Genomic DNA, 18772 nt, shown 5'->3' on the forward strand with positions numbered 1-18772 from the left:
GCCCCGACCCAGGAGCCCCGGCCCCAGTGACCCCCGTGAGCAGCAACGCCCCGCACGGCCAGTCCTCGCTGCGCACCGTGCAGGTGCTCGGCGGCGGCAACGCCGGGAGCAGCGCCCATGTGCGCTCCCTGGCCGAGGGGCTGGTCGCGCGGGGCGTACGGGTCACGGTGTGCGCCCCGGCCGAGGCCGACCACGCCTACGACTTCCGGGGCACCGGCGCCGACCATGTTCCGGTGCCCCGCAGCAGCGACCCGACGGCCGTGGGCCGGCTCCGGGCGGCCTGCGCGGACGCCGACCTGGTGCACGCGCACGGGCTGCACGCCTCCTTCCGGGCCGCGCTGGCGCTCGGCGGACGGACCACCCCGCTGGTCGTCACCTGGCACGACCGGGCACACGCCGAGGGTGCGCGGGCGCACCTGCTGCGGCTGCTGGAGCGGCGCGTGGCCCGGACGGCCGCCGTGGTCCTCGGCACCAGCTCCGCCCTGGTCGACCGGGCCCGCCGCACCGGCGCGCGGGACGCCCGGCTCGGCGCGCTGGCCCTGCCCGGCCGCCCCCGGCCCGCCGCGGCGAAGGACCCGGAGGGCCCCTCGGCCAAGCTCCGCGCCGAACTCGGCGCCACCGACCGCCCGTTGCTCCTCGCCGTCGGCTCCCTCGACCGGCACCGGGGCTACCACGTGCTGCTGGACGCGGCCCGCCGCTGGAGCGGCCTGGACCCGGAGCCGCTCCTCCTGATCGCGGGCGAGGGGCCGCTCCGCGCCGAGTTGCGGCAGCGCATCGCCGACGAGGAGTCGCCCGTCCGGCTGCTGGGCGTCCGCGACGACGTGCCCGACCTGCTCGCGGCCGCCGACCTCGCCCTGCTCCCCAGCCGCTGGGAGTCCCGCCCCCTCTTCGCCCAGGAGGCCCTGCACGCCCGCGTCCCCCTGGTCGCCACCGCCGTCGGCGGCGTCCCGGACCTCGTCGGCGACGCCGCCGCCCTCGTCCCCTACGGCGACCCCCTGGCCCTCGCCGACACCGTCACCGCCCTCCTCGCCGACCCCGAACGGCGCGAGCGGCTCGTCGAACGCGGCACCCGCCAGGCGGCCGGCTGGCCGACCGAGGACGACACGATCGCCCAAGTACTCAGTATCTACGACGAGTTGACCCAGCCGATGGCGCTCCTCTAGCGACCTGAATCAGAGGTTCATCGTTAGCCCTGCATGAGTCGTCCGGGTCCGAGATTCCGCCGTTGTCGGTGACTGACGCCCAGCGGTCTGTGCTGGAGGGGTGGTTGCGTCGCCGGGCGACTGCCCTGGCCCTGTGGTCACGGATCGTGATCGAGGGCGCCGAAGGCCACTCGATCATGGAGGTGTCCCGTCGGCTGAGGATCGCCCCGGACACGGTCCGCACCCGGCGACGCCGGTTTCTCGAGCGCGGTCTGGACGGCTTGTACTAAGACCCGCGGCCCGGCGTCCCCTCGGAAGATCACCGATGTCGACGTCGAGCGGGTCATCGTCAGAACACTCGAAGAGAGAAGCTCTAGCGTGGCGGCCACCGTTCCGTCCAGGCACTCGAACGCGACATCCGAGCCTGACTCGCCGACTGGAGCGAGCACCCCGGGCCGTTCATCTGCACCGGGACAGCTGACGAGATCCTCGACAAAGTCGCCTCCTACTGCTCACTAGCAGTCATGCGGAGAGTGGTGCATTCGATCCGGATTAGCTGTTGATCGATCAGTTCAGGTTTCGCAATCGGAGCTGGATACCGCCTGTCAGTGGTGGGAAGTAGCGTGCGCGCATGGCAGTAGTCTCTGCCGAATTACCGGACAGCGATATGAACGGAACGGCTGCACCAGAATGACTCCGGACCTCTTCAGCGAGACCAGCGAACGGACCACCCCCCCGAGCACGCCCACTCTCGGAGCGCAGCGGAGCAGGTGGATGCAGCAGGCGTCCTCCGCACCGAACCCCCATTGCGGGAAGGACGAGATGTTCCCGCTCATTCTTGAGCTCGTCCGCCGGATCGGCGATGGTGAGGCCACGGATCTCGACGCACGGCCGCAGCTGTCAAGTGTGGAGTCGTCGAAGTCCTGGCGGAAGTACTCCTACGTTTTGCGGTCAATGGGGTTGGTTCAAAATCGAAAAGGGGTTCTTCAGCTGACCCCTGAGGGGTCCGAACTGCTCGCGGACGAGTCGCGCTCACGTCTCGCCTCTTTGATGGCCGAGCGAATCCGGCTGTTCGCCGAGGTGCTCAGGCTCCTCGTGCGCGAGCCGCTGACGGTCGAAGAGGCCAATGCCGAGTTGATCGAGTCGTACAACCTCGACTGGACGACCGTCAACAACACGCGCCTCCGCATGACCTGGCTTGAAGTCCTGGGGCTGACCGAATGGCTGGGAGAGCGGAAGCAGAGCGCGACCGCTGAAGGACGGTCGCTCTGCGCCACTTGGGACGTCGTGACGCCTTCGGCCCTGGCCTTGCCCAACTCGGGCGAAGTGGTCGACATTCCCGAACCCCCGGAGGAGATCGCCGCACTCCTCGCGCACCTGGCCGTGACCGACGGCGCCCAGGAGGCAAGGAACACCTACAACATCTGGGTTCCGAGCCCCAAGGAGGACCCCAACAAGATCGAGAACCTGCGGACGTGCATCGCGGCCGCAGAGGACCAGCTGGAGAAGGACGCGCTGCTGGGCTTTATCGCGAACCGGTTCGGTCTGAAGCGCAGCAGCGTCGACTCCATGCTGCCGTTCGTGCGGGCCGCCGGGCTACTCCTGGAGGTCCGCCGCGGGGTGTTCATGGCAACGCCGGCCGCCAAGGCGTGGCTGCGGTCGGGATCGGACATCGACTTCATCCGGATTCTTCACGCGAACATGAGGTTCGTCGGCGAGCTGATTCGTGCGGCGAAGACCAATGTTCCGAGGAACGACGTGTACCGGGAAGGCATCACGTACGGCTTGAACAAGGATAAGGTGCGGTGGCTCACGGCCTTCATGCTCGAAGCGGGCTTGCTCATCGAGACGTCCTGGTCGTCGGTCCAGGCGACGGCGACCGGGCTACGTCTCATCGAGACACTCCCCCTCGCCGACCCGCACTTGCCGGAAGCCGCCGAGGACCTGTCTCCAGACCTGGCGCAAAGCACGCCGGGCCAACCGGTTGAACCGGATGAACTTTCGCTCATTGTGGACTCACTGAGGCGCAGCGCCGTCGACCCGGGCGCCGACGGCGCGGCCCCTGGTGTGGCGTTTGAGGTGTATATCGAGAGCGCGTTCAGGCACATGGGCTTCCGTGCCCAGCGCATCAGCGGTTCCGGTGACACTGACATCCTCGTGCAGTGGTACGACGGCACCGGGTCGTTGCGGACCGCGATCGTGGACGGAAAGTCGACGTCATCCGGTCGGGTCACGCACAACAACGTGAGCGATGTGGCAATCGACACGCACAAGGAGAAGCGTTCCGCGGAGTACGTCGCGGTCATCGGCCCCTCCTTCAGCGGCGACACGATTCAGAACATGGCCAAGCGGAAGCAGTGGGCGCTCGTCACCGCCGACGAGTTGGGTCAAATCGTCAGCTCCGCCGAGGCCCTCGGCCTCCGGCCGGCGGATGTCGGGATGCTTTTCGAGGTGCCGGACGGTTTGTCCAGGCTCGCCGGGCTCATCGACACGCGGCAGCGCGAGCTGGACATCCTTTCCCTCGTCATCTCCCGACTCAAGACCGAGTCGGAGACGGAGGAGGCCGTTTCGGCACGCGATGTCTCGCTGATCGAGCGCGGGTCGCCACTGGCGCCGAACGTCGACGAACTGCTGGACACGTTCGGGCTGTTCGACCGCCTCGACCTGGACATCGTGAGGAGCATTGAGGACGTGCAGGACCCGCGCTATGCGACCTACCGGATCGGTGACGCGCGATCGGCGGCAAAGCGCCTTCGCGCCATCGCGGCTTCGATTGAGAGGGGCCTCTAGGGAACGGTGGCCGCCACGCTTGAGCTTCTTCTGGCTCCGCTCGGCGAACCACCGTTCGACCAGGTTGAGCCAAGACGTACCGGTCGGAGTGAAGTGCAGGTGGAATCGTCAGTGGGCCACCAGATGCCGCTTGATGTCGGTCGTCTTGTGGGTGACGCTGACCCGCTCCACGTCCGCGTCGGTGACCTTCCGGGGGACGCCCGGCCGTGGGTCGTCACACAAGCGGTCCAGGCCTCGTTCGATGGAACGCCGCCGCCAGCTGCGGACCGTCTCCGGAGCTATCCGCAGCCGGCGAGACACATCCATGATCGAGTGCCCTTCGGCGCACTCCACCAGTTGTTGCGGGTCAGGACGTTGTTGACGGTGGCAGCGCTATTCGGGGCTGGTGGCGGTCATGCCCGTGTGCTGCGGGCTGTCGCACCGCGCGTCGCGCGTTCTGCGACGTCGGCGGGAGCCGCGGCGATGACTTTGTCGAGTGCGGCGCGGGAGGTCTGCAAATCGATGATGGCCTTGGTGATCCGCTCGCGTTCCCTGGTCAGGTCGGCGAGGAGATCGGAGCAGGTCGGCACCAGGCGTTCGGCCTCGTCACGCAGGCAGGGCAGGATCGTCGCGATGGTGGCGGTGTTCAGGCCGGCGGCGAGCAGGCTGCGGATGCGGCGCACGGTGTCCACGTCCGCCTCGCTATATTCGCGGTAGCCGCTGGGCCGCCGCTGGGGCTGGAGCAGGTTCTGTTCCTCGTAGTAGCGCAGCAGTCGTTCGTGTACGCCGGTCCTGCGGGACAGTTCACCGATCCGCACTTCATCCTCCTCATGCTCCTCATGGATGTCTCGGGCGGGCAACGTCGCTTGACTCTCACACCGATGTGAGGCTCTAGCTTCCCCAGCATGACCAAGAGTTACGCCTCCCTCGCGGCCTTGTGCGCGAGCGTTTTCGTTGTCGGTACGTCGGAATACCTGGTCGCGGGCATGCTGCCCGAGGTCGGCGTGGATCTTCAGGTATCGCAAAGCACTGCGGGGCAGGCGGTGACCGCCTACGCGCTCGGCGTGGTGATCGGCGGGCCCGCGGTGACCATGCTGACCGCGCGGCTGCCCCGCAAGCCCCTGGCCCTCGGGCTGATGCTGCTGTTCGCTGCGGGCAGCGCGGTCAGCGCCTTTGCCTCTTCGTTCCCGATGTTGCTGGCCGGGCGGGTGGTCTCCTCGCTCAGCCATGCCGCGTTCTTGGCGTTGGCGCTGGTGATGGCCACCGGCGTGGTGCCTGAGCACAAGACCGGCTCGGCGATCGCCACTGTGGCCTCCGGGTTCACCGTCGCTACTTTGCTCGGGGTACCGCTGGGCTCGTGGCTGGGACACGCGGCCGGCTGGCGCGCCCCGTTCGCGGTGCTGACCGCGCTGACCTTGGCCGCCGTCGCGCTGTTGGCGCTGGTGCTGCCCAGGCAGCAGGCATCGTCCGCCGGCCTGCGCGACGAGCTGCGCGTGGTGAGCCGCAAACCGGTGCTGCTGGCCATCGCCACCACCGCGGTCGGCTTCTCCGGCGTCTCCGTCGTATTCACCTACATCGCGCCGCTGCTCACCCGCATCGCCGGCTTCTCCCCGGCCGCCATCTCCGCTCTCCTGTTTGCCTACGGCGCCGGCAGCTTTCTGGGCAACCTGGCCGCCGGCAAGCTGACCGACAGGTCCATGTCCGCCACCGTGCGCGGGGTGTTCGGCGGCCTGACCGGCGTCCTGGCTGTCATGCCGCTCGCCGCCGCCTGGCAGCCCACCGCCGTGCTTGCGGTCCTGGTCCTGGGCCTGCTGGCCACCGCCACCATCGCCCCGCTGCAGGGCCTGATCCTGCGCCATGCCGGCTCCGCCCCGACGTTGGCTGTCGCGGCCAACGTCGGGGCCTTCAACCTCGGCGCCGCCGCCGGATCTGCCCTCGGCGGGGCCATCGTCGCCGCCGGCGCGCTGCGCTGGACCGGCCTGGCCGGTGCCGTACTCAGCCTGAGCGGCCTGGCCCTGACCTACCTGGTTCTGCCCCGAACCGGAACCGCACAGCACACCGGCGATGCCCCGGTGGGTACCGCTGTCTGATCCCCGAACCCACTCCTGGAAGGTCCTTTCTGACCATGCGCGCTGTCCAGATCGACCGCCACGGCGGTCTCGACGTCCTGGCCCTCCGCGAGGTCGCCGCACCCGAACCGGCCGCCGGTGAAGTCCTCATCCGCACCGCGGCCAGCAGCCTCAACCCGGTCGACTGGAAGTCCCGCGCCTGGCAGGTCGGCCCGCCGCTGCCGGCCACGCTCGGCTGGGACATCTCCGGCCGGGTCGTCGCGAGCAACGACCCCGTCCACGAGGTGGGCGCCCAAGTGATCGCCATGTCCGCGCAGATCGCCACCGGCCGCGGCACCTGGGCGGAGCTGGTCGCCCTGCCCGGCCATCTGCTCGCACCCGCACCGGCCACCGTGCCGTTGGCGGACGCGGCGGCCCTTCCTCTGGCCGGGACGACCGCCTTGCAGGCCCTTCGGGCCACGGGGTTGGGCGCCGGCGAGCGCCTTCTAGTTGTCGGTGCCGCCGGGGCGGTCGGCGGTCTGGTTGTCCAACTCGCCCGCTTGACCGGCGCTCAGGTCGATGCCCTGGTCTCCCGGCCCGGCCATGAGCCCGCCGCGGTGGAGTTCGGAGCGGAGCGGGCCTGGCACCGCCCGCAGGACCTGCCCCGCGGCCGGTATACGGCGGTTCTCGACACCGCCGGTGCGGACGTGGCTGCGGCTCTCGTCCCCGGAGGGCGTTTCGTCTCCATCGCCGACCATCCCCTGCCCGACGTGCCGGGCGCCCGCAAGAGCTACGTCCAGGAGAACGCCGCCGACCTCGCCCGCCTCGCCAAGCTCGTCGACACCGATGAGCTGCGGCTGCGGATCGCCGCCCGCTTCCCGCTCGACGACATCCGCACCGCCCACGAGCGCTTCGAAGCCGGCGGCCTCCTCGGCAAGGTCCTCATCACCTTCTGAGGCACACCGTGTGCTGTGCCGACGGATCTAGAACCGGCCGCATTCATCCGAACGCGGCCGGGAACGCCGACATCCCTTGCTGCTCATGGGCCGGGCGACAAGCGCGGGTCCCGCAGAGCATCCACCGACGGAGGCCTCCTCTTGCCACACGCCAATGAACCCTGTCCGTCGAAGGACGCCGTCGCCTCATCGAACGGTGCAGAGCGCTACAACCGGATCCTCGTCACCTCCCCTACAGCGGAGCAGGGGGCCAGCCACCAGCCTCTCGGCTAGCCGACCACGTCATCAACGTCCTGGCCTCCTACAACCGATGGCGCTCCTCTAGTCCACGTGCCGCCTCGCCCGCAGGGCCAGGCTCAATGCCAGTACCGTGTGCGGGTCGTCGAGGTCGGTGTTCAGCAACTCGCCCATGCGGGCGAGGCGGTTGTAGAGGGTCTGGCGGTTGAGGTGGAGCTCGCGGGCGGTCTCCGCCTTGCGGCCCGCGTGGGCGAGGTAGGTCTCCAGGGTGGGGAGCAGCGGGGGCCTGGCGCGCCGGTCGTGCTCGCGCAGCGGACCGAGGGCGCGGTCCACGAAGGCCGCCAGGTCAGGATGGTCGCGCAGCCGCCACAGCAGCAGGTCGATGTCGAGGCGGCGGGCGTCGTACCAGGGCTGGTCCGTGAGACCCTGTGCGGCCGTCGCCGTCTCCGCCGCGTGCCGCAGCCCCGCCGAGGCCGCCGCCCAGTCACCCGGCACCCCCACCACCACGACCGGCGGCCGGGCTCCCGGCCGGACCATCCCGGCCCGCTCCGCGCCCGTCCGCAGCGCGGCCGCCACCCGGTCCGCGACCGGCGCCCGGTCGGCCCGCGCGCGCAGCCCCACCAGCACCGGCACCCGGCCCTCCACCGGCCGCACCCCCAGCAGCACCGGCACCCCCACCGATGCCAGCTCCTCGCCGACCGCCCGCGCCAGCACCGCCCAGCCGCCCGCCGGGGACAGCGCGTCCCCCACCCGCATCACCACCGGCAGCAGCGGGCCGTCACCCGGCCGGAACCCCAGCACACGGGCCTGCGCCGGAGCGTCCCCGGCCCGCACCCGGCCCTCGGCCAGATCGGTCAGGAAGTCACCCCGGCCGCGCGCCGCCAGCTCCTCCTCCTGGCGGGCCTGCATCAGCACCACCGCCACGGTCCCCGCCGCCCGCTCGGCCGCGATCCGGTGCACCGGCGCCAGCGGAGCGCCCACCGGCAGCAGCACCAGCCGCGCCCGCACCCCGCCCGGCCCCGCGCCACCGCCCGGCACGTCCACCAGCAGCGCACCCGCCGGCGGTGGCTCCGCCCGGTGCGGTCCGCGCAGCCCCTCCCACACCTGCAAGGGGTCCGCGCCCTCGGGACCCGGCCCGGCCGCGTACAGCAGGCGGCCGTCCGCGGTCTCCAGGAACACCGGGTTGGCGCAGAAGCCGGCGAGGATGGCGAGCAGCTGAGGCACGCCGCCCCCGCCGAGCAGCGCCTCCGTGCAACGCCGGTGGACGTCCTCCGCCCGCTGGAGGAGCGCGTAGTGGCCGTTGACGATCTCGGTGTGGATCTCCTCGGTGACCGCCACGAAGGGGACCTCGCGGTGCAGCTGGACCAGCGGCAGGCCGGTCGCCCGCGCGGTGTCCACCATCGCGGCCGGGAGCCGGGTGAAGCGCTGGCCCAGCTCCACCACCAGCGCGGCGATGTCCCGCTCGGCCAGCGTGCGCACGAACGCCCGCTGCTCGGCCGGGCGCGTACCCAGCCCGTACCCGGTGGTCAGCAGCAGCTCGCCGCCCTTGAGCAACGAGGCGATGTGCGGGACCTCGCCCGCGTGCACCCAGCGCACCGCGCGCTCCAGCCGGTCCTCGCCCGCCACCACCTCCGGCAGTCCGCCGCGCAGGCCGGGCAGCTCCAGCGCCCGCCGCACGGTGATCCCGCCACCCTCTGTGCCCATGCGCGGGACGCTACCTCGCTGACCTCGCAGGGAACAGCCGGAGCTACAGCGGCCGGATGTTGTGGTTGAAGCGGAAGACGTTGTCCGGGTCCCAGGCCCGCTTCACCTTCTCCAGCCGGAGCATGTTGCCCACGCCCAGGCCCGCGCCGACCCGTTCGGCGCCCTCGTCGCCGATGAAGTTCAGGTACACGTCCCCCGTGCTCCACGGCTCCACCCCGGAGCGCACCTGCCGCACCCAGGAGATGGCACGCTCGTCGTCGGCCTGGTCCTCCCAGATGGCGAAGGGATGCGCCGACCAGGGGGCGTCCCGGTAGGGGACCGGGTAGTCGTGCGGCCCGGCCGCGAGGGCGCCGCCCTGCGGGAAGAGGATGTGCTGGGTGCCGGTCGGCACCGGCATCCGCTCCCCGAGGGAGCAGTAGACGTCCACCAGGTCGTCCGGCAGCCCGGTCAGATACTCGGCCGACCAGTAGTTCCGCAGGCCGGGCGGGTCGTCGATCATGCACTGCACATCCGCGTACGGCAGCTCGGCGACCAGCCCGCCCGCCGCCGGCAGCGCCAGCAGCGGCGCGATCAGGCCGCGCAGCGCCTCCACCCCACCCGCGTACGTCACCAGCGCCCCGCACACCAGGTGCCCCACCAGCTCCTCGGGGACGAACTCCTCGGGCGGCCCGGTGATGTACAGCAGCGCCCCGCTCAGCCGGTCCGGGCCGGCGTCGATCGCCTCCCGGAAGGCGCGCACCGCCTGGGGACCGTGCTCCGGCCGGTACAGCAGCAGGGCGACCGCGAACTCGGGCAGCTCGTGCAGGTCCAGGGTCAGCGCGGTGGCCACCCCGAAGTTGCCGCCCCCGCCGTGCAGCGCCCAGAACAGCTCGGGGTGCTCCTCGGGGTCCGCCCGCACCCGCTCGGCGTCGGCCGTGACCAGCTCCACACTCCGGAGGTTGTCCACGGCGAGCCCGAAGGCGCGGTCCAGCCAGCCGGTGCCGCCGCCGAGCACGAACCCGCCGACCCCGGTGGTGGAGACCCGGCCGCCGGTGGTGGCCAGCCCGTACGGCCGGCAGGCCCGGTCCAGGTCACTCATGGTGGCCCCGCCCTCGACCCGTACGGCGCGGGCCCCGGGGTCGACGCTCACGCCGTGCATCCGGCGCAGGTCCACCACCACCGCGCCGTCGCCCAGGGCGTTGCCCGCGACGCTGTGCCCGCCGCCGCGCACGGCGACGGGCAGATCCAGGTCACGGGCGAAGCGGACCGTGCGCACCACGTCGGCGGCGTCCGCGCACCGGGCGATCACGGCGGGGCGCCGGTCGATCATCCCGTTGAAGACGGCCCGGGCCTCGTCGTACCCCGTGTCGCCCGGCACGAACACCTGGCCGGTCAGCTCCTCGCGCAGACCGGCCAGGGCCGCGCTCGCCTTCGAGAGGGAAGCCATGGCCGCCCCCCTTCGCCTCGGGAGTGGTCCGCTTCCCAGCCTAGGCCGGGCTCAGCCCCCGTACGCCCCCGACGCCGTCAGCCGCAGGGCGGTGTCGATCAGGGGGACGTGGCTGAAGGCCTGCGGGAAGTTGCCGACCTGGCGCTGGAGGCGGGGGTCCCACTCCTCGGCGAGGAGGCCGAGGTCGTTGCGCAGACCGAGCAGCTTCTCGAAGAGCTTGCGGGCCTCGTCCACCCGGCCGATCATCGCCAGGTCGTCCGCCATCCAGAACGAACAGGCCAGGAAGGCGCCCTCGTCGCCGGGGAGGCCGTCGACGCCCGCGTCCTCGCCGTCGGTCGGGTAGCGCAGGATGAACCCGTCGGAGGTGGACAGCTCGCGCTGGATCGCCTCGATGGTGCCGATGACCCGCTTGTCGTCCGGCGGCAGGAAGCCCATCTGCGGGATCAGCAGCAGGGAGGCGTCCAGCTCCTTGGAGCCGTAGTACTGGGTGAAGGTGTTGCGCTCCGGGTCGTAGCCCTTCTCGCAGACCTCGCGGTGGATGTCGTCGCGCAGTTCCTTCCAGCGCTCCAGCGGGCCCTCGGCGTCGCCGGACTCGATCAGCTTGATCGTGCGGTCCACGGCGACCCAGGCCATCACCTTGGAGTGCACGAACTGGCGGCGCGGCCCGCGCACCTCCCAGATGCCCTCGTCCGGCTCCTGCCAGTGGTCCTCGAGGTAGCGGATCAGCTTCAGCTGGAGCACCGAGGCGTAGTCGTTGCGGGCGAGCCCCGTCATGTGGCCCAGGTGCAGGGCCTCGATGACCTCGCCGTACACGTCGAGCTGGAGCTGGTCGGCGGCGCCGTTGCCCACCCGGACCGGGCGGGAGTGCTCGTACCCCGGCAGCCAGTCCAGCTCGGCCTCGCCCAGCTCACGCTCACCGGCGATGCCGTACATGATCTGGAGGTTCTCCGGGTCGCCCGCGACCGCCCGCAGCAGCCACTCGCGCCAGGCGCGGGCCTCGTCGCGGTAGCCGGTGCGCAGCAGCGAGGACAGGGTGATCGCCGCGTCCCGCAGCCAGGTGTAGCGGTAGTCCCAGTTGCGCACGCCCCCGATGTCCTCCGGCAGGGAGGTGGTGGGCGCGGCCACGATGCCGCCGGTGGGGGCGTAGGTGAGCGCCTTCAGCGTGATCAGCGAACGGACCACGGCCTCACGGTAGGGGCCGTGGTACGTGCACTGCTCGACCCAGTCGCGCCAGAACTCCTCCGTCGCCCGGAGCGCCTGCTCCGGCTCGGGCAGCGGCGGCGCCTCCTTGTGCGAGGGCTGCCAGGAGATGGTGAACGCCACCCGCTCACCGGCGGAGACGGTGAAGTCGGAGTACGTCGTCAGGTCCTTGCCGTAGGTGTCCGCGTCGGTGTCGAACCACACCGAGTCGGGACCCGCGACGGCGACCGTGCGGTTGTCGTACTTGTGCACCCACGGCACCACACGGCCGTAGGAGAACCGCATGCGCAGCTCCGAGCGCATCGGCACCTCGCCGCTGAGCCCCTCCACGATCCGGATGAGCTGCGGGGCGCCGTCACGCGGGGGCATGAAATCCGTCACCCGTACGGTGCCGCGCGGGGTGTCCCACTCCGACTCCAGGATCAGCGAGTCGCCCCGGTAGCTCCGCCGGGCCGCCGTGGGCGGTGGTGAGTCCGCCGCGTACGCCGGGCCGAGCCGCCAGAAGCCGTGCTCCTCGGTGCCGAGCAGACCGGCGAAGATGGCGTGCGAGTCGAAGCGGGGCAGGCACAGCCAGTCCACCGTGCCGTCCCGGCAGACCAGCGCGGCGGTCTGCATGTCTCCGATGAGTGCGTAATCTTCGATGCGCCCGGCCACGTGCAACTCCAGTCGAACGGCCACGTCACCCCCGCACGAGGGGGCAGTCGCTTGGTGCGGTCAAGGGGTGGTTGTCATACGTTGAGCGGTGAAGCAAAGCAGCCCGCCGAGCCCTGAGGCAAAACGGCGGTCCATGCTCAACGAACTGCCGCGCTCTCCATGTTCCCCATGCCGGTGGCGGGGATGCTGGAGGCGGGGGTGTGCCGTCATCCCGGCCGCGCTCGGCAGCGAGTGTCCGAGCAGGATACGACGCACCCGGATGATCCGCGCGCCGCTCGGGGCAACCTGTGTGGGCCGAACGAGTGAGCGCGGGGTGAGAACCTCGTGACGGCCGTCCGCGCGTCCGGTGCCTGGTCACACCAGCCCTCCCCGCCGGTCGCGGAGCGTGGCCGGACGCCGACTCCTCCAGGCGCTGATACCCTGGTAGCCCGTGGACCGGTGGGCCCCAAAACCCCCGAACCGCAGCGACGACGCCACCGCGAGGAACACCCAGTCCTCCGGGCCGGCGACCGCACCGCATCACAGACAGCGACCACGGGAGCCCCCTCTTGGCCATGCCGCCGAAATCTACGACGACCAAGCACATCTTCGTCACCGGGGGTGTCGCATCCTCGCTCGGCAAGGGCCTCACCGCCTCCAGCCTGGGCATGCTGCTCAAGGCTCGCGGCCTGCGCGTCGTGATGCAGAAGCTCGACCCGTACCTGAACGTCGACCCCGGCACGATGAACCCCTTCCAGCACGGTGAGGTGTTCGTCACCAACGACGGCGCCGAGACCGACCTGGACATCGGCCACTACGAGCGCTTCCTCGACCGCGACCTCGACGGCTCGGCCAACGTCACCACCGGTCAGGTCTACTCCACGGTCATCGCCAAGGAGCGGCGCGGCGAGTACCTGGGCGACACCGTGCAGGTCATCCCGCACATCACCAACGAGATCAAGCACCGCATCCGGCGCATGGCCACCGACGAGGTGGACGTCGTCATCACCGAGGTCGGCGGCACCGTCGGCGACATCGAGTCGCTGCCGTTCCTGGAGACCGTCCGCCAGGTCCGTCACGAGGTCGGCCGGGACAACGTCTTCGTCGTCCACATCTCGCTGCTGCCCTACATCGGCCCGTCCGGCGAGCTGAAGACCAAGCCGACCCAGCACTCCGTCGCCGCGCTGCGCAACATCGGCATCCAGCCCGACGCGATCGTGCTGCGCTGTGACCGCGAGGTCCCCACCGCCATCAAGCGCAAGATCTCGCTGATGTGCGACGTGGACGAGGACGCCGTCGTGGCCTGCCCCGACGCCCGCTCCATCTACGACATCCCGAAGACCATCCACGGCGAGGGCCTGGACGCCTACGTGGTCCGCAAGCTCGACCTGCCCTTCCGGGACGTGGACTGGACCACCTGGGACGACCTGCTGGACCGGGTGCACAAGCCGGACCACGAGATCACCCTCGCCCTGGTCGGCAAGTACATCGACCTGCCCGACGCCTACCTGTCGGTCACCGAGGCGCTGCGCGCCGGCGGCTTCGCCAACCGCGCCCGCGTCAAGATCAAGTGGGTCACCTCCGACGACTGCAAGACCCCGGCCGGTGCCGCCGCCGCCCTCGGTGACGTGGACGGCATCTGCATCCCCGGCGGCTTCGGCGACCGCGGTGTGCTCGGCAAGGTCGGCGCCATCCGCTACGCCCGCGAGAACAAGATCCCGCTGCTCGGCCTCTGCCTGGGCCTGCAGTGCATCGTGGTCGAGGCCGCGCGGAACCTGGCGGACATCCCGGACGCCAACTCCACCGAGTTCGACCCGGCCACCGCCCACCCGGTCATCTCCACCATGGCCGAGCAGATGGACATCGTCGCCGGCGAGGGCGACATGGGCGGCACCATGCGGCTGGGCATGTACCCGGCCAAGCTGGCCGAGGGCTCCATCGTCCGCGAGGTCTACGACGGCAAGGAGTACGTCGAGGAGCGGCACCGCCACCGCTACGAGGTCAACAACTCCTACCGCGCCGAGCTGGAGAAGAAGGCGGGCATCGTCTTCTCGGGCACCTCGCCCGACGGCAAGCTCGTCGAGTACGTGGAGTACCCGCGGGAGGTCCACCCCTACCTCGTGGCCACCCAGGCGCACCCCGAGCTGCGCTCGCGGCCGACCCGGCCGCACCCGCTGTTCGCGGGCCTGGTGAAGGCTTCCGTCGAGCGCAAGACGGCGGGCAAGCCGAAGAACTCCAAGTAACACACCAGTTGTTACGGTGGCCGGGGTGCGAACCTTCAAAGGTGCGCACCCCGGTTTTCTTTTGCGCGCGTGGAGGGACAGGGCATGACGATCAAGGACACCCCCGAGGAGTGGGAGATCCGCGACAGCGCGACCCCGTTCAGGGGCAACAAGACCGCCGTCCGCACGGACGACGTGGTCATGCCCGACGGCTCGGTGGCCCGCCGCGACTACCAGGTCCACCCCGGCTCGGTCGCCGTCCTCGCCCTGGACGAGGAGGACCGGGTCCTGCTCATCAGCCAGTACCGCCACCCCGTGCGCCACAAGCTCTGGGAGATCCCGGCCGGCCTGCTCGACGTGCCCGGCGAGAACCCGCTGCACGCGGCCCAGCGCGAGCTGTACGAGGAGGCGCACGTCAAGGCCGAGGACTGGCGGGTGCTGGCCGACGTCTACACCAGCCCCGGCGGCTGCGACGAGGCGGTCCGGATCTTCCTCGCCCGGGACGTCTCCGAGGCCCAGGGCGAGCGGTTCGTCCCGGAGCACGAGGAGACGGACATGGAGCACGCGCGCGTGCCCCTGCACGAGCTGGTGCGACTGGTGCTGGCCGGGGACCTGCACAACAACTGCCTGGCCGTCGGCGTCCTCTCGCTGGCCGCCGCCCGCGCCGGGGACGGGCTGGACAGCCTGCGCCCGGCCGACGCGCCGTGGCCCGCGCGGCCCTTCGCGTCCTGACCGACCGCCGATTCCGGCCAAGATCCAGGCGGTACCCCCGCGGTACCCCGATGGTGTGACCATCGCCTGATCCGATCGGGGGACCCGTCCGCCACGCTCCACCGGGAACGTCGCAGAGCGTGAACTAGGCTCTGCAAACGCCCGTACCGGAAGAACCGGCGGGCTTTGCGCGTGCGGTGGGACGGGAGCGTGGCCCGTGACGGATCAGGCGGTGGACCAGGATGAGGCGCGGCTGTCGGAGCCGCCGGCCCCGGAGGGTCATTTCCTCGGGCGCACACGGGAGTTGAAAGAGCTCAGGGCCGACATCGAGCGCACCGGCCTGGACACCCTCGCCGGCCGCAAGGCCCCTCGCGCCCGGGTCCTCCTCATCGCCGGGCGTCCCGGCTCCGGCCGGACCGCGCTCGCCGAGGAGTTCGTCCGCCAGGTCGCGCAGCGTTACCCCGACGGAGTGTTCCGGGCCTGCCTGGGCGACCCCGACGGCACCCCGGTACCCGTGGAACGCGCCGCCCGCGAGCTGCTCGGCGCGCTCGGTGTCCCCGCTCCCGCGGGCGCCGCCGAGGACGAGCTCACCGAGGTGCTCCGCACCGCCCTCGCCCACCGGCGCGCCCTGCTGCTGCTGGATGACGCCACCGGGGCCGAACAGGTCGACGCCCTCATCCCGGACGCCCCCGACTGCCTGGTGGTCGCCGTCTCCCGCGGCCCCCTCACCGGGATCTCCGACGTCCGCCCCTGCACCCTGGGCGGCCTGGACACCAAGTCGGCGGTGGAACTGCTCACCCGGTACACCGGCTCGGTCCGCGTCACCGTCGACCCGCGCTCCGCCGAGAGCCTCGCCGAGATCTGCGAGGGACAGCCCGCCGCCCTCACCCTGGCCGGCGGCTGGCTCGCCGCCCGCCCCCAGACGGCCGTCTCCGACCTGGCCAAGCGGCTGCACGCCGACCCCGACGACGCCCCCACCCTGACCCGCGTACTCCAGCTCGTCCACGACGGACTGCCCGCCGCCACCGCCCGGACCCTGCGCCTGCTCTCCCAGGCCCCGGCCGGCGGTGTCGACGCGCACTCCGCCTCCGCGCTGGCCGGCTGCTCGGTCAAGACCGCGCAGACCGTGCTGCGGGAACTCGCCGCCCTCGGCCTGCTCCGCCCGGTCGCCGGACCGCTGCCCTCGTACGACGTCCCCGGCTGCCTGCACCCCCTGCTGCGCGCGCTCGCCGAGGCGGGGGAGCGCCCCGCCGAACTCCAGCTGGCCCGCGCCCGGCTGCTGGAGCGGGACGTGCGCCTCCTGCAGTCCTGCCGCGCCGCCACCGAGACCGACAGCCCCCAGGCCCAGGAGAAGCTCCAGGCGATCCCGGCGCCGCTGCGCTTTCCGACCGCCGCCGCGGCCGCCGTCTGGCTCACCGCCCGCCGCCCGGCGCTGCTGGCCGCCGCCCGGCTCGCGGTGGCCGACGGCGAGCTGGACACCCTGGCCCGCCGCCTGATGTCCCAGCTCGTGCGCGCCATGGTCGCCCACTTCGGCACCCGGGCCGCCGCCCCCGACCTGTACGGCATCCACGGCCTGGTCCTGGATGTCGCCGAGCGGCGCGGACTGCCCCGCGAGAAGGCCGCCGCCCTGCTGAACCTCGGTGACGTGGACGCCCAGACCGGCCGCACCCGGGCCGCGCTGGCCCGCTACCGCGCCGCGCTGGACGCCGGACGCGAGGCGAACGACCCCTACGCCACCGGCCGCGCGATGGAATCCGTGGGCGGCGCCCACCAGGAGCTGGGCGATCACGACCGGGCCGCGGACTGGTTCGGCCGCGCCCTCTCCCAGCGCCTCGCCCGCGGCGAGCGCGCCGAGGCCGCCCGGCTCTACGGCCGTATCGCCACCGCCCACACCTACGCGGGCCGGTACGGCGAGGCGCAGCGCAACTGGCGGGCGGCCCTCGCCGGGTACCGCAAGGAGGGCGACATCGCGGCCCACGCCCGCGCCCTGAGCGAGCTGGCCCGCGTCCAGGAGTACGCCGGGCGGCCCGAGGAGTCCCTGCGCACCTGCCAGGAGGCGGTGGAGTGGGCGCGGCGCGCGGAGGACACCCGGCTGCTGGCCGCCCTTCAGCTGCGGCTGGCCGACACCCTGGACCGGCTCGGCGACCCCACGGCCGCCCGACTGCACCGCGCGGCGGCCGAGCGCATGCTGGAAGAGGAGGCGGCCACCGGGACCGCCGCCGGCGGAGAGCCGGGGGAATCGGACCCCCAGACCTCGGGTGCCTGCGAAATCCGTAGTGCATCCCATGAAGATTGATGCATTGGAAGGCTAGACACGCGGAACGCCTTCATTAAACTGGCTCTGCCGCACGTTCTCCTGCGGTGTCTCCCGGTGCGCCCCGGCGCGCCCGGGTATGTCTTTCAGCGCACCCCCCATACCCCCTGAGCCAAGGACCGTGATCGACGTGAAGGTCGGCATCCCCCGCGAGGTCAAGAACAACGAGTTCCGGGTGGCCATCACCCCCGCCGGCGTGCACGAGCTGGTGCGTAACGGCCACCAGGTCGTCATCGAGCGGGGCGCCGGTCTCGGCTCCTCGATCACGGACGAGGAGTACATCGCCGCCGGCGCCGGCATCCTCGACTCCGCCGACCAGGTGTGGGCCGACGCCGACCTGCTGCTGAAGGTCAAGGAGCCGGTCGCGGAGGAGTACCACCGCCTGCGCAAGGACCAGATCCTCTTCACCTACCTGCACCTGGCCGCCTCCCGCGAGTGCACCGACGCGCTGCTGGAGTCCGGCACCACGGCGATCGCGTACGAGACCGTCGAGCTGACGAACCGCGCGCTGCCGCTGCTCGCCCCGATGTCCGAGGTCGCGGGCCGGCTCGCCCCGCAGGTCGGCGCCTACCACCTGATGCGCCCGGCCGGTGGCCGCGGTGTGCTCCCCGGCGGCGTGCCGGGCGTGACCCCGGCCAAGGCCGTCGTCATCGGCGGCGGCGTCTCCGGCTGGAACGCCACCCAGATCGCCGTCGGCATGGGCTTCGAGGTCACCCTGCTGGACCGCGACATCAACAAGCTGCGCGAGGCCGACCGGATCTTCGGCAGCAAGGTCAAGGCGATCATGTCCAACGCCTTCGAGCTGGAGAAGGCCGTCCTCGACGCGGACCTCGTCATCGGCGCCGTCCTCATCCCGGGCGCCAAGGCCCCGAAGCTGGTCACCAACGAGCTGGTGTCGCGGATGAAGCCCGGAAGTGTCCTTGTCGACATCGCCATCGACCAGGGCGGCTGCTTCGAGGACTCCCGTCCCACCACGCACGCCGAGCCGACCTTCCGGGTGCACAACTCGGTCTTCTACTGCGTCGCCAACATGCCCGGCGCGGTGCCCAACACCTCCACCAACGCGCTCACCAACGCGACGCTCCCGTACATCGTCTCGCTCGCCAACAATGGCTGGGTCGAGGCGCTGCGCCGGGACGAGGCGCTCGCCCGCGGCCTCAACACCCATGACGGCAAGGTTGTCTACAAGGAGGTCGCCGAGGCGCACGGCCTGGAGCACGTGGCGATCGAGACCCTGATCGGCTGACCTCCAGGGCGACGGCGAAGCACCAAGTCGTCCGCGTGGAAAAGGCGATTCGTCAACATGGATCGTCAACACCGCGAACCCGGCCGGACCTTGCCCGACAAGGTCCGGCCGGATGTGTGTATGGTCACTTTGCGACGCTAGGTCAACTCGCCTCGAACGTAACG

At 71.5% G+C, this 18772-nt stretch carries 13 protein-coding genes and 2 pseudogenes; 9 read left to right on the top strand and 6 right to left on the bottom strand.

The features are described 5' to 3' along the window. The first annotated feature begins 26 nt into the window (after nt 1-26). The 3 genes from EV284_RS29070 to EV284_RS29080 all read left to right on the top strand — a co-directional run bounded on the left by EV284_RS29070 (nt 27) and on the right by EV284_RS29080 (nt 3932). On the top strand, nt 27-1163 hold the full coding sequence (locus EV284_RS29070) for a glycosyltransferase family 4 protein (protein WP_130339383.1): 1137 nt from the start codon (nt 27-29) through the stop codon (nt 1161-1163). Between the two features lie 146 nt (nt 1164-1309). Beyond that, nucleotides 1310-1432, top strand: coding sequence for a helix-turn-helix domain-containing protein (locus EV284_RS33455; protein ID WP_242625873.1), 123 nt, complete (start codon nt 1310-1312; stop codon nt 1430-1432). Between the two features lie 484 nt (nt 1433-1916). Next, nucleotides 1917-3932 (top strand): restriction endonuclease, encoded by a 2016-nt coding sequence (locus EV284_RS29080; RefSeq protein WP_130339385.1) that lies wholly within the window; start codon nt 1917-1919, stop codon nt 3930-3932. Nucleotides 3933-4157: 225 nt separating this feature from the next. On the opposite strand, the pseudogene EV284_RS33460 reads toward EV284_RS29080, so the two are convergent. The 3 genes and pseudogenes from EV284_RS33460 to EV284_RS29090 form a co-directional block, all read right to left on the bottom strand. Then, a pseudogene (locus EV284_RS33460) lies at nt 4158-4232 on the bottom strand (hypothetical protein); the annotation flags it as partial. Continuing rightward, nucleotides 4207-4260: pseudogene (locus tag EV284_RS33465) on the bottom strand (hypothetical protein); the annotation flags it as partial. The pseudogenes EV284_RS33460 and EV284_RS33465, both read right to left, overlap by 26 nt. Nucleotides 4261-4324: 64 nt before the next feature. Beyond that, nucleotides 4325-4729: a MerR family transcriptional regulator gene (locus tag EV284_RS29090; protein WP_130339389.1), complete on the bottom strand. Its 405-nt coding sequence runs from the start codon at nt 4727-4729 to the stop codon at nt 4325-4327. Between the two features lie 87 nt (nt 4730-4816). Between EV284_RS29090 and EV284_RS29095 the strand changes: the two genes are divergently transcribed. Together EV284_RS29095 and EV284_RS29100 are read left to right on the top strand one after the other, a co-directional pair. Next, entirely contained in the window at nt 4817-6001 is a 1185-nt protein-coding gene (locus tag EV284_RS29095) for an MFS transporter (RefSeq protein WP_130339391.1), read from the top strand. 35 nt (nt 6002-6036) lie between these two features. After that, on the top strand, nt 6037-6915 hold the full coding sequence (locus EV284_RS29100) for an NADP-dependent oxidoreductase (RefSeq protein ID WP_130339393.1): 879 nt from the start codon (nt 6037-6039) through the stop codon (nt 6913-6915). 321 nt (nt 6916-7236) lie between these two features. On the opposite strand, the gene EV284_RS29105 is transcribed toward EV284_RS29100, so the two are convergent. From EV284_RS29105 to EV284_RS29115, 3 genes are read right to left on the bottom strand one after another with little or no spacing between them, the layout of a single operon-like run. Beyond that, a complete protein-coding gene (locus EV284_RS29105; protein ID WP_130339395.1) occupies nt 7237-8856 on the bottom strand; it encodes a PucR family transcriptional regulator in 1620 nt (539 codons plus the stop codon). Nucleotides 8857-8899: 43 nt separating this feature from the next. Then, entirely contained in the window at nt 8900-10282 is a 1383-nt protein-coding gene (locus EV284_RS29110) for an FAD-binding oxidoreductase (protein WP_130339397.1), read from the bottom strand. Between the two features lie 51 nt (nt 10283-10333). After that, complete coding sequence (locus EV284_RS29115; RefSeq protein ID WP_130340033.1) at nt 10334-12136, bottom strand: glycoside hydrolase family 15 protein; 1803 nt, start codon at nt 12134-12136, stop codon at nt 10334-10336. A 554-nt stretch (nt 12137-12690) separates the two neighbouring features. On the opposite strand from EV284_RS29115, the gene EV284_RS29120 reads away from it, so the two are divergent. From EV284_RS29120 to ald, 4 genes are all read left to right on the top strand, one after another. Further along, entirely contained in the window at nt 12691-14358 is a 1668-nt protein-coding gene (locus tag EV284_RS29120) for a CTP synthase (protein ID WP_130339399.1), read from the top strand. Between the two features lie 84 nt (nt 14359-14442). Then, complete coding sequence (locus EV284_RS29125) at nt 14443-15069, top strand: NUDIX hydrolase (RefSeq protein ID WP_130339401.1); 627 nt, start codon at nt 14443-14445, stop codon at nt 15067-15069. A 196-nt stretch (nt 15070-15265) separates the two neighbouring features. After that, a complete protein-coding gene (locus tag EV284_RS29130; RefSeq protein WP_130339403.1) occupies nt 15266-17344 on the top strand; it encodes a tetratricopeptide repeat protein in 2079 nt (692 codons plus the stop codon). A gap of 148 nt (nt 17345-17492) precedes the next feature. Next, the gene (gene ald / locus EV284_RS29135) at nt 17493-18608 is read left to right on the top strand and encodes an alanine dehydrogenase (RefSeq protein ID WP_165425684.1); all 1116 of its coding nucleotides are present in this window, start codon (nt 17493-17495) and stop codon (nt 18606-18608) included. Nucleotides 18609-18772: the final 164 nt, after the last annotated feature.

The organism is Streptomyces sp. BK022 (genome assembly GCF_004217355.1).
Lineage (GTDB): Bacteria > Actinomycetota > Actinomycetes > Streptomycetales > Streptomycetaceae > Streptomyces > Streptomyces griseoluteus.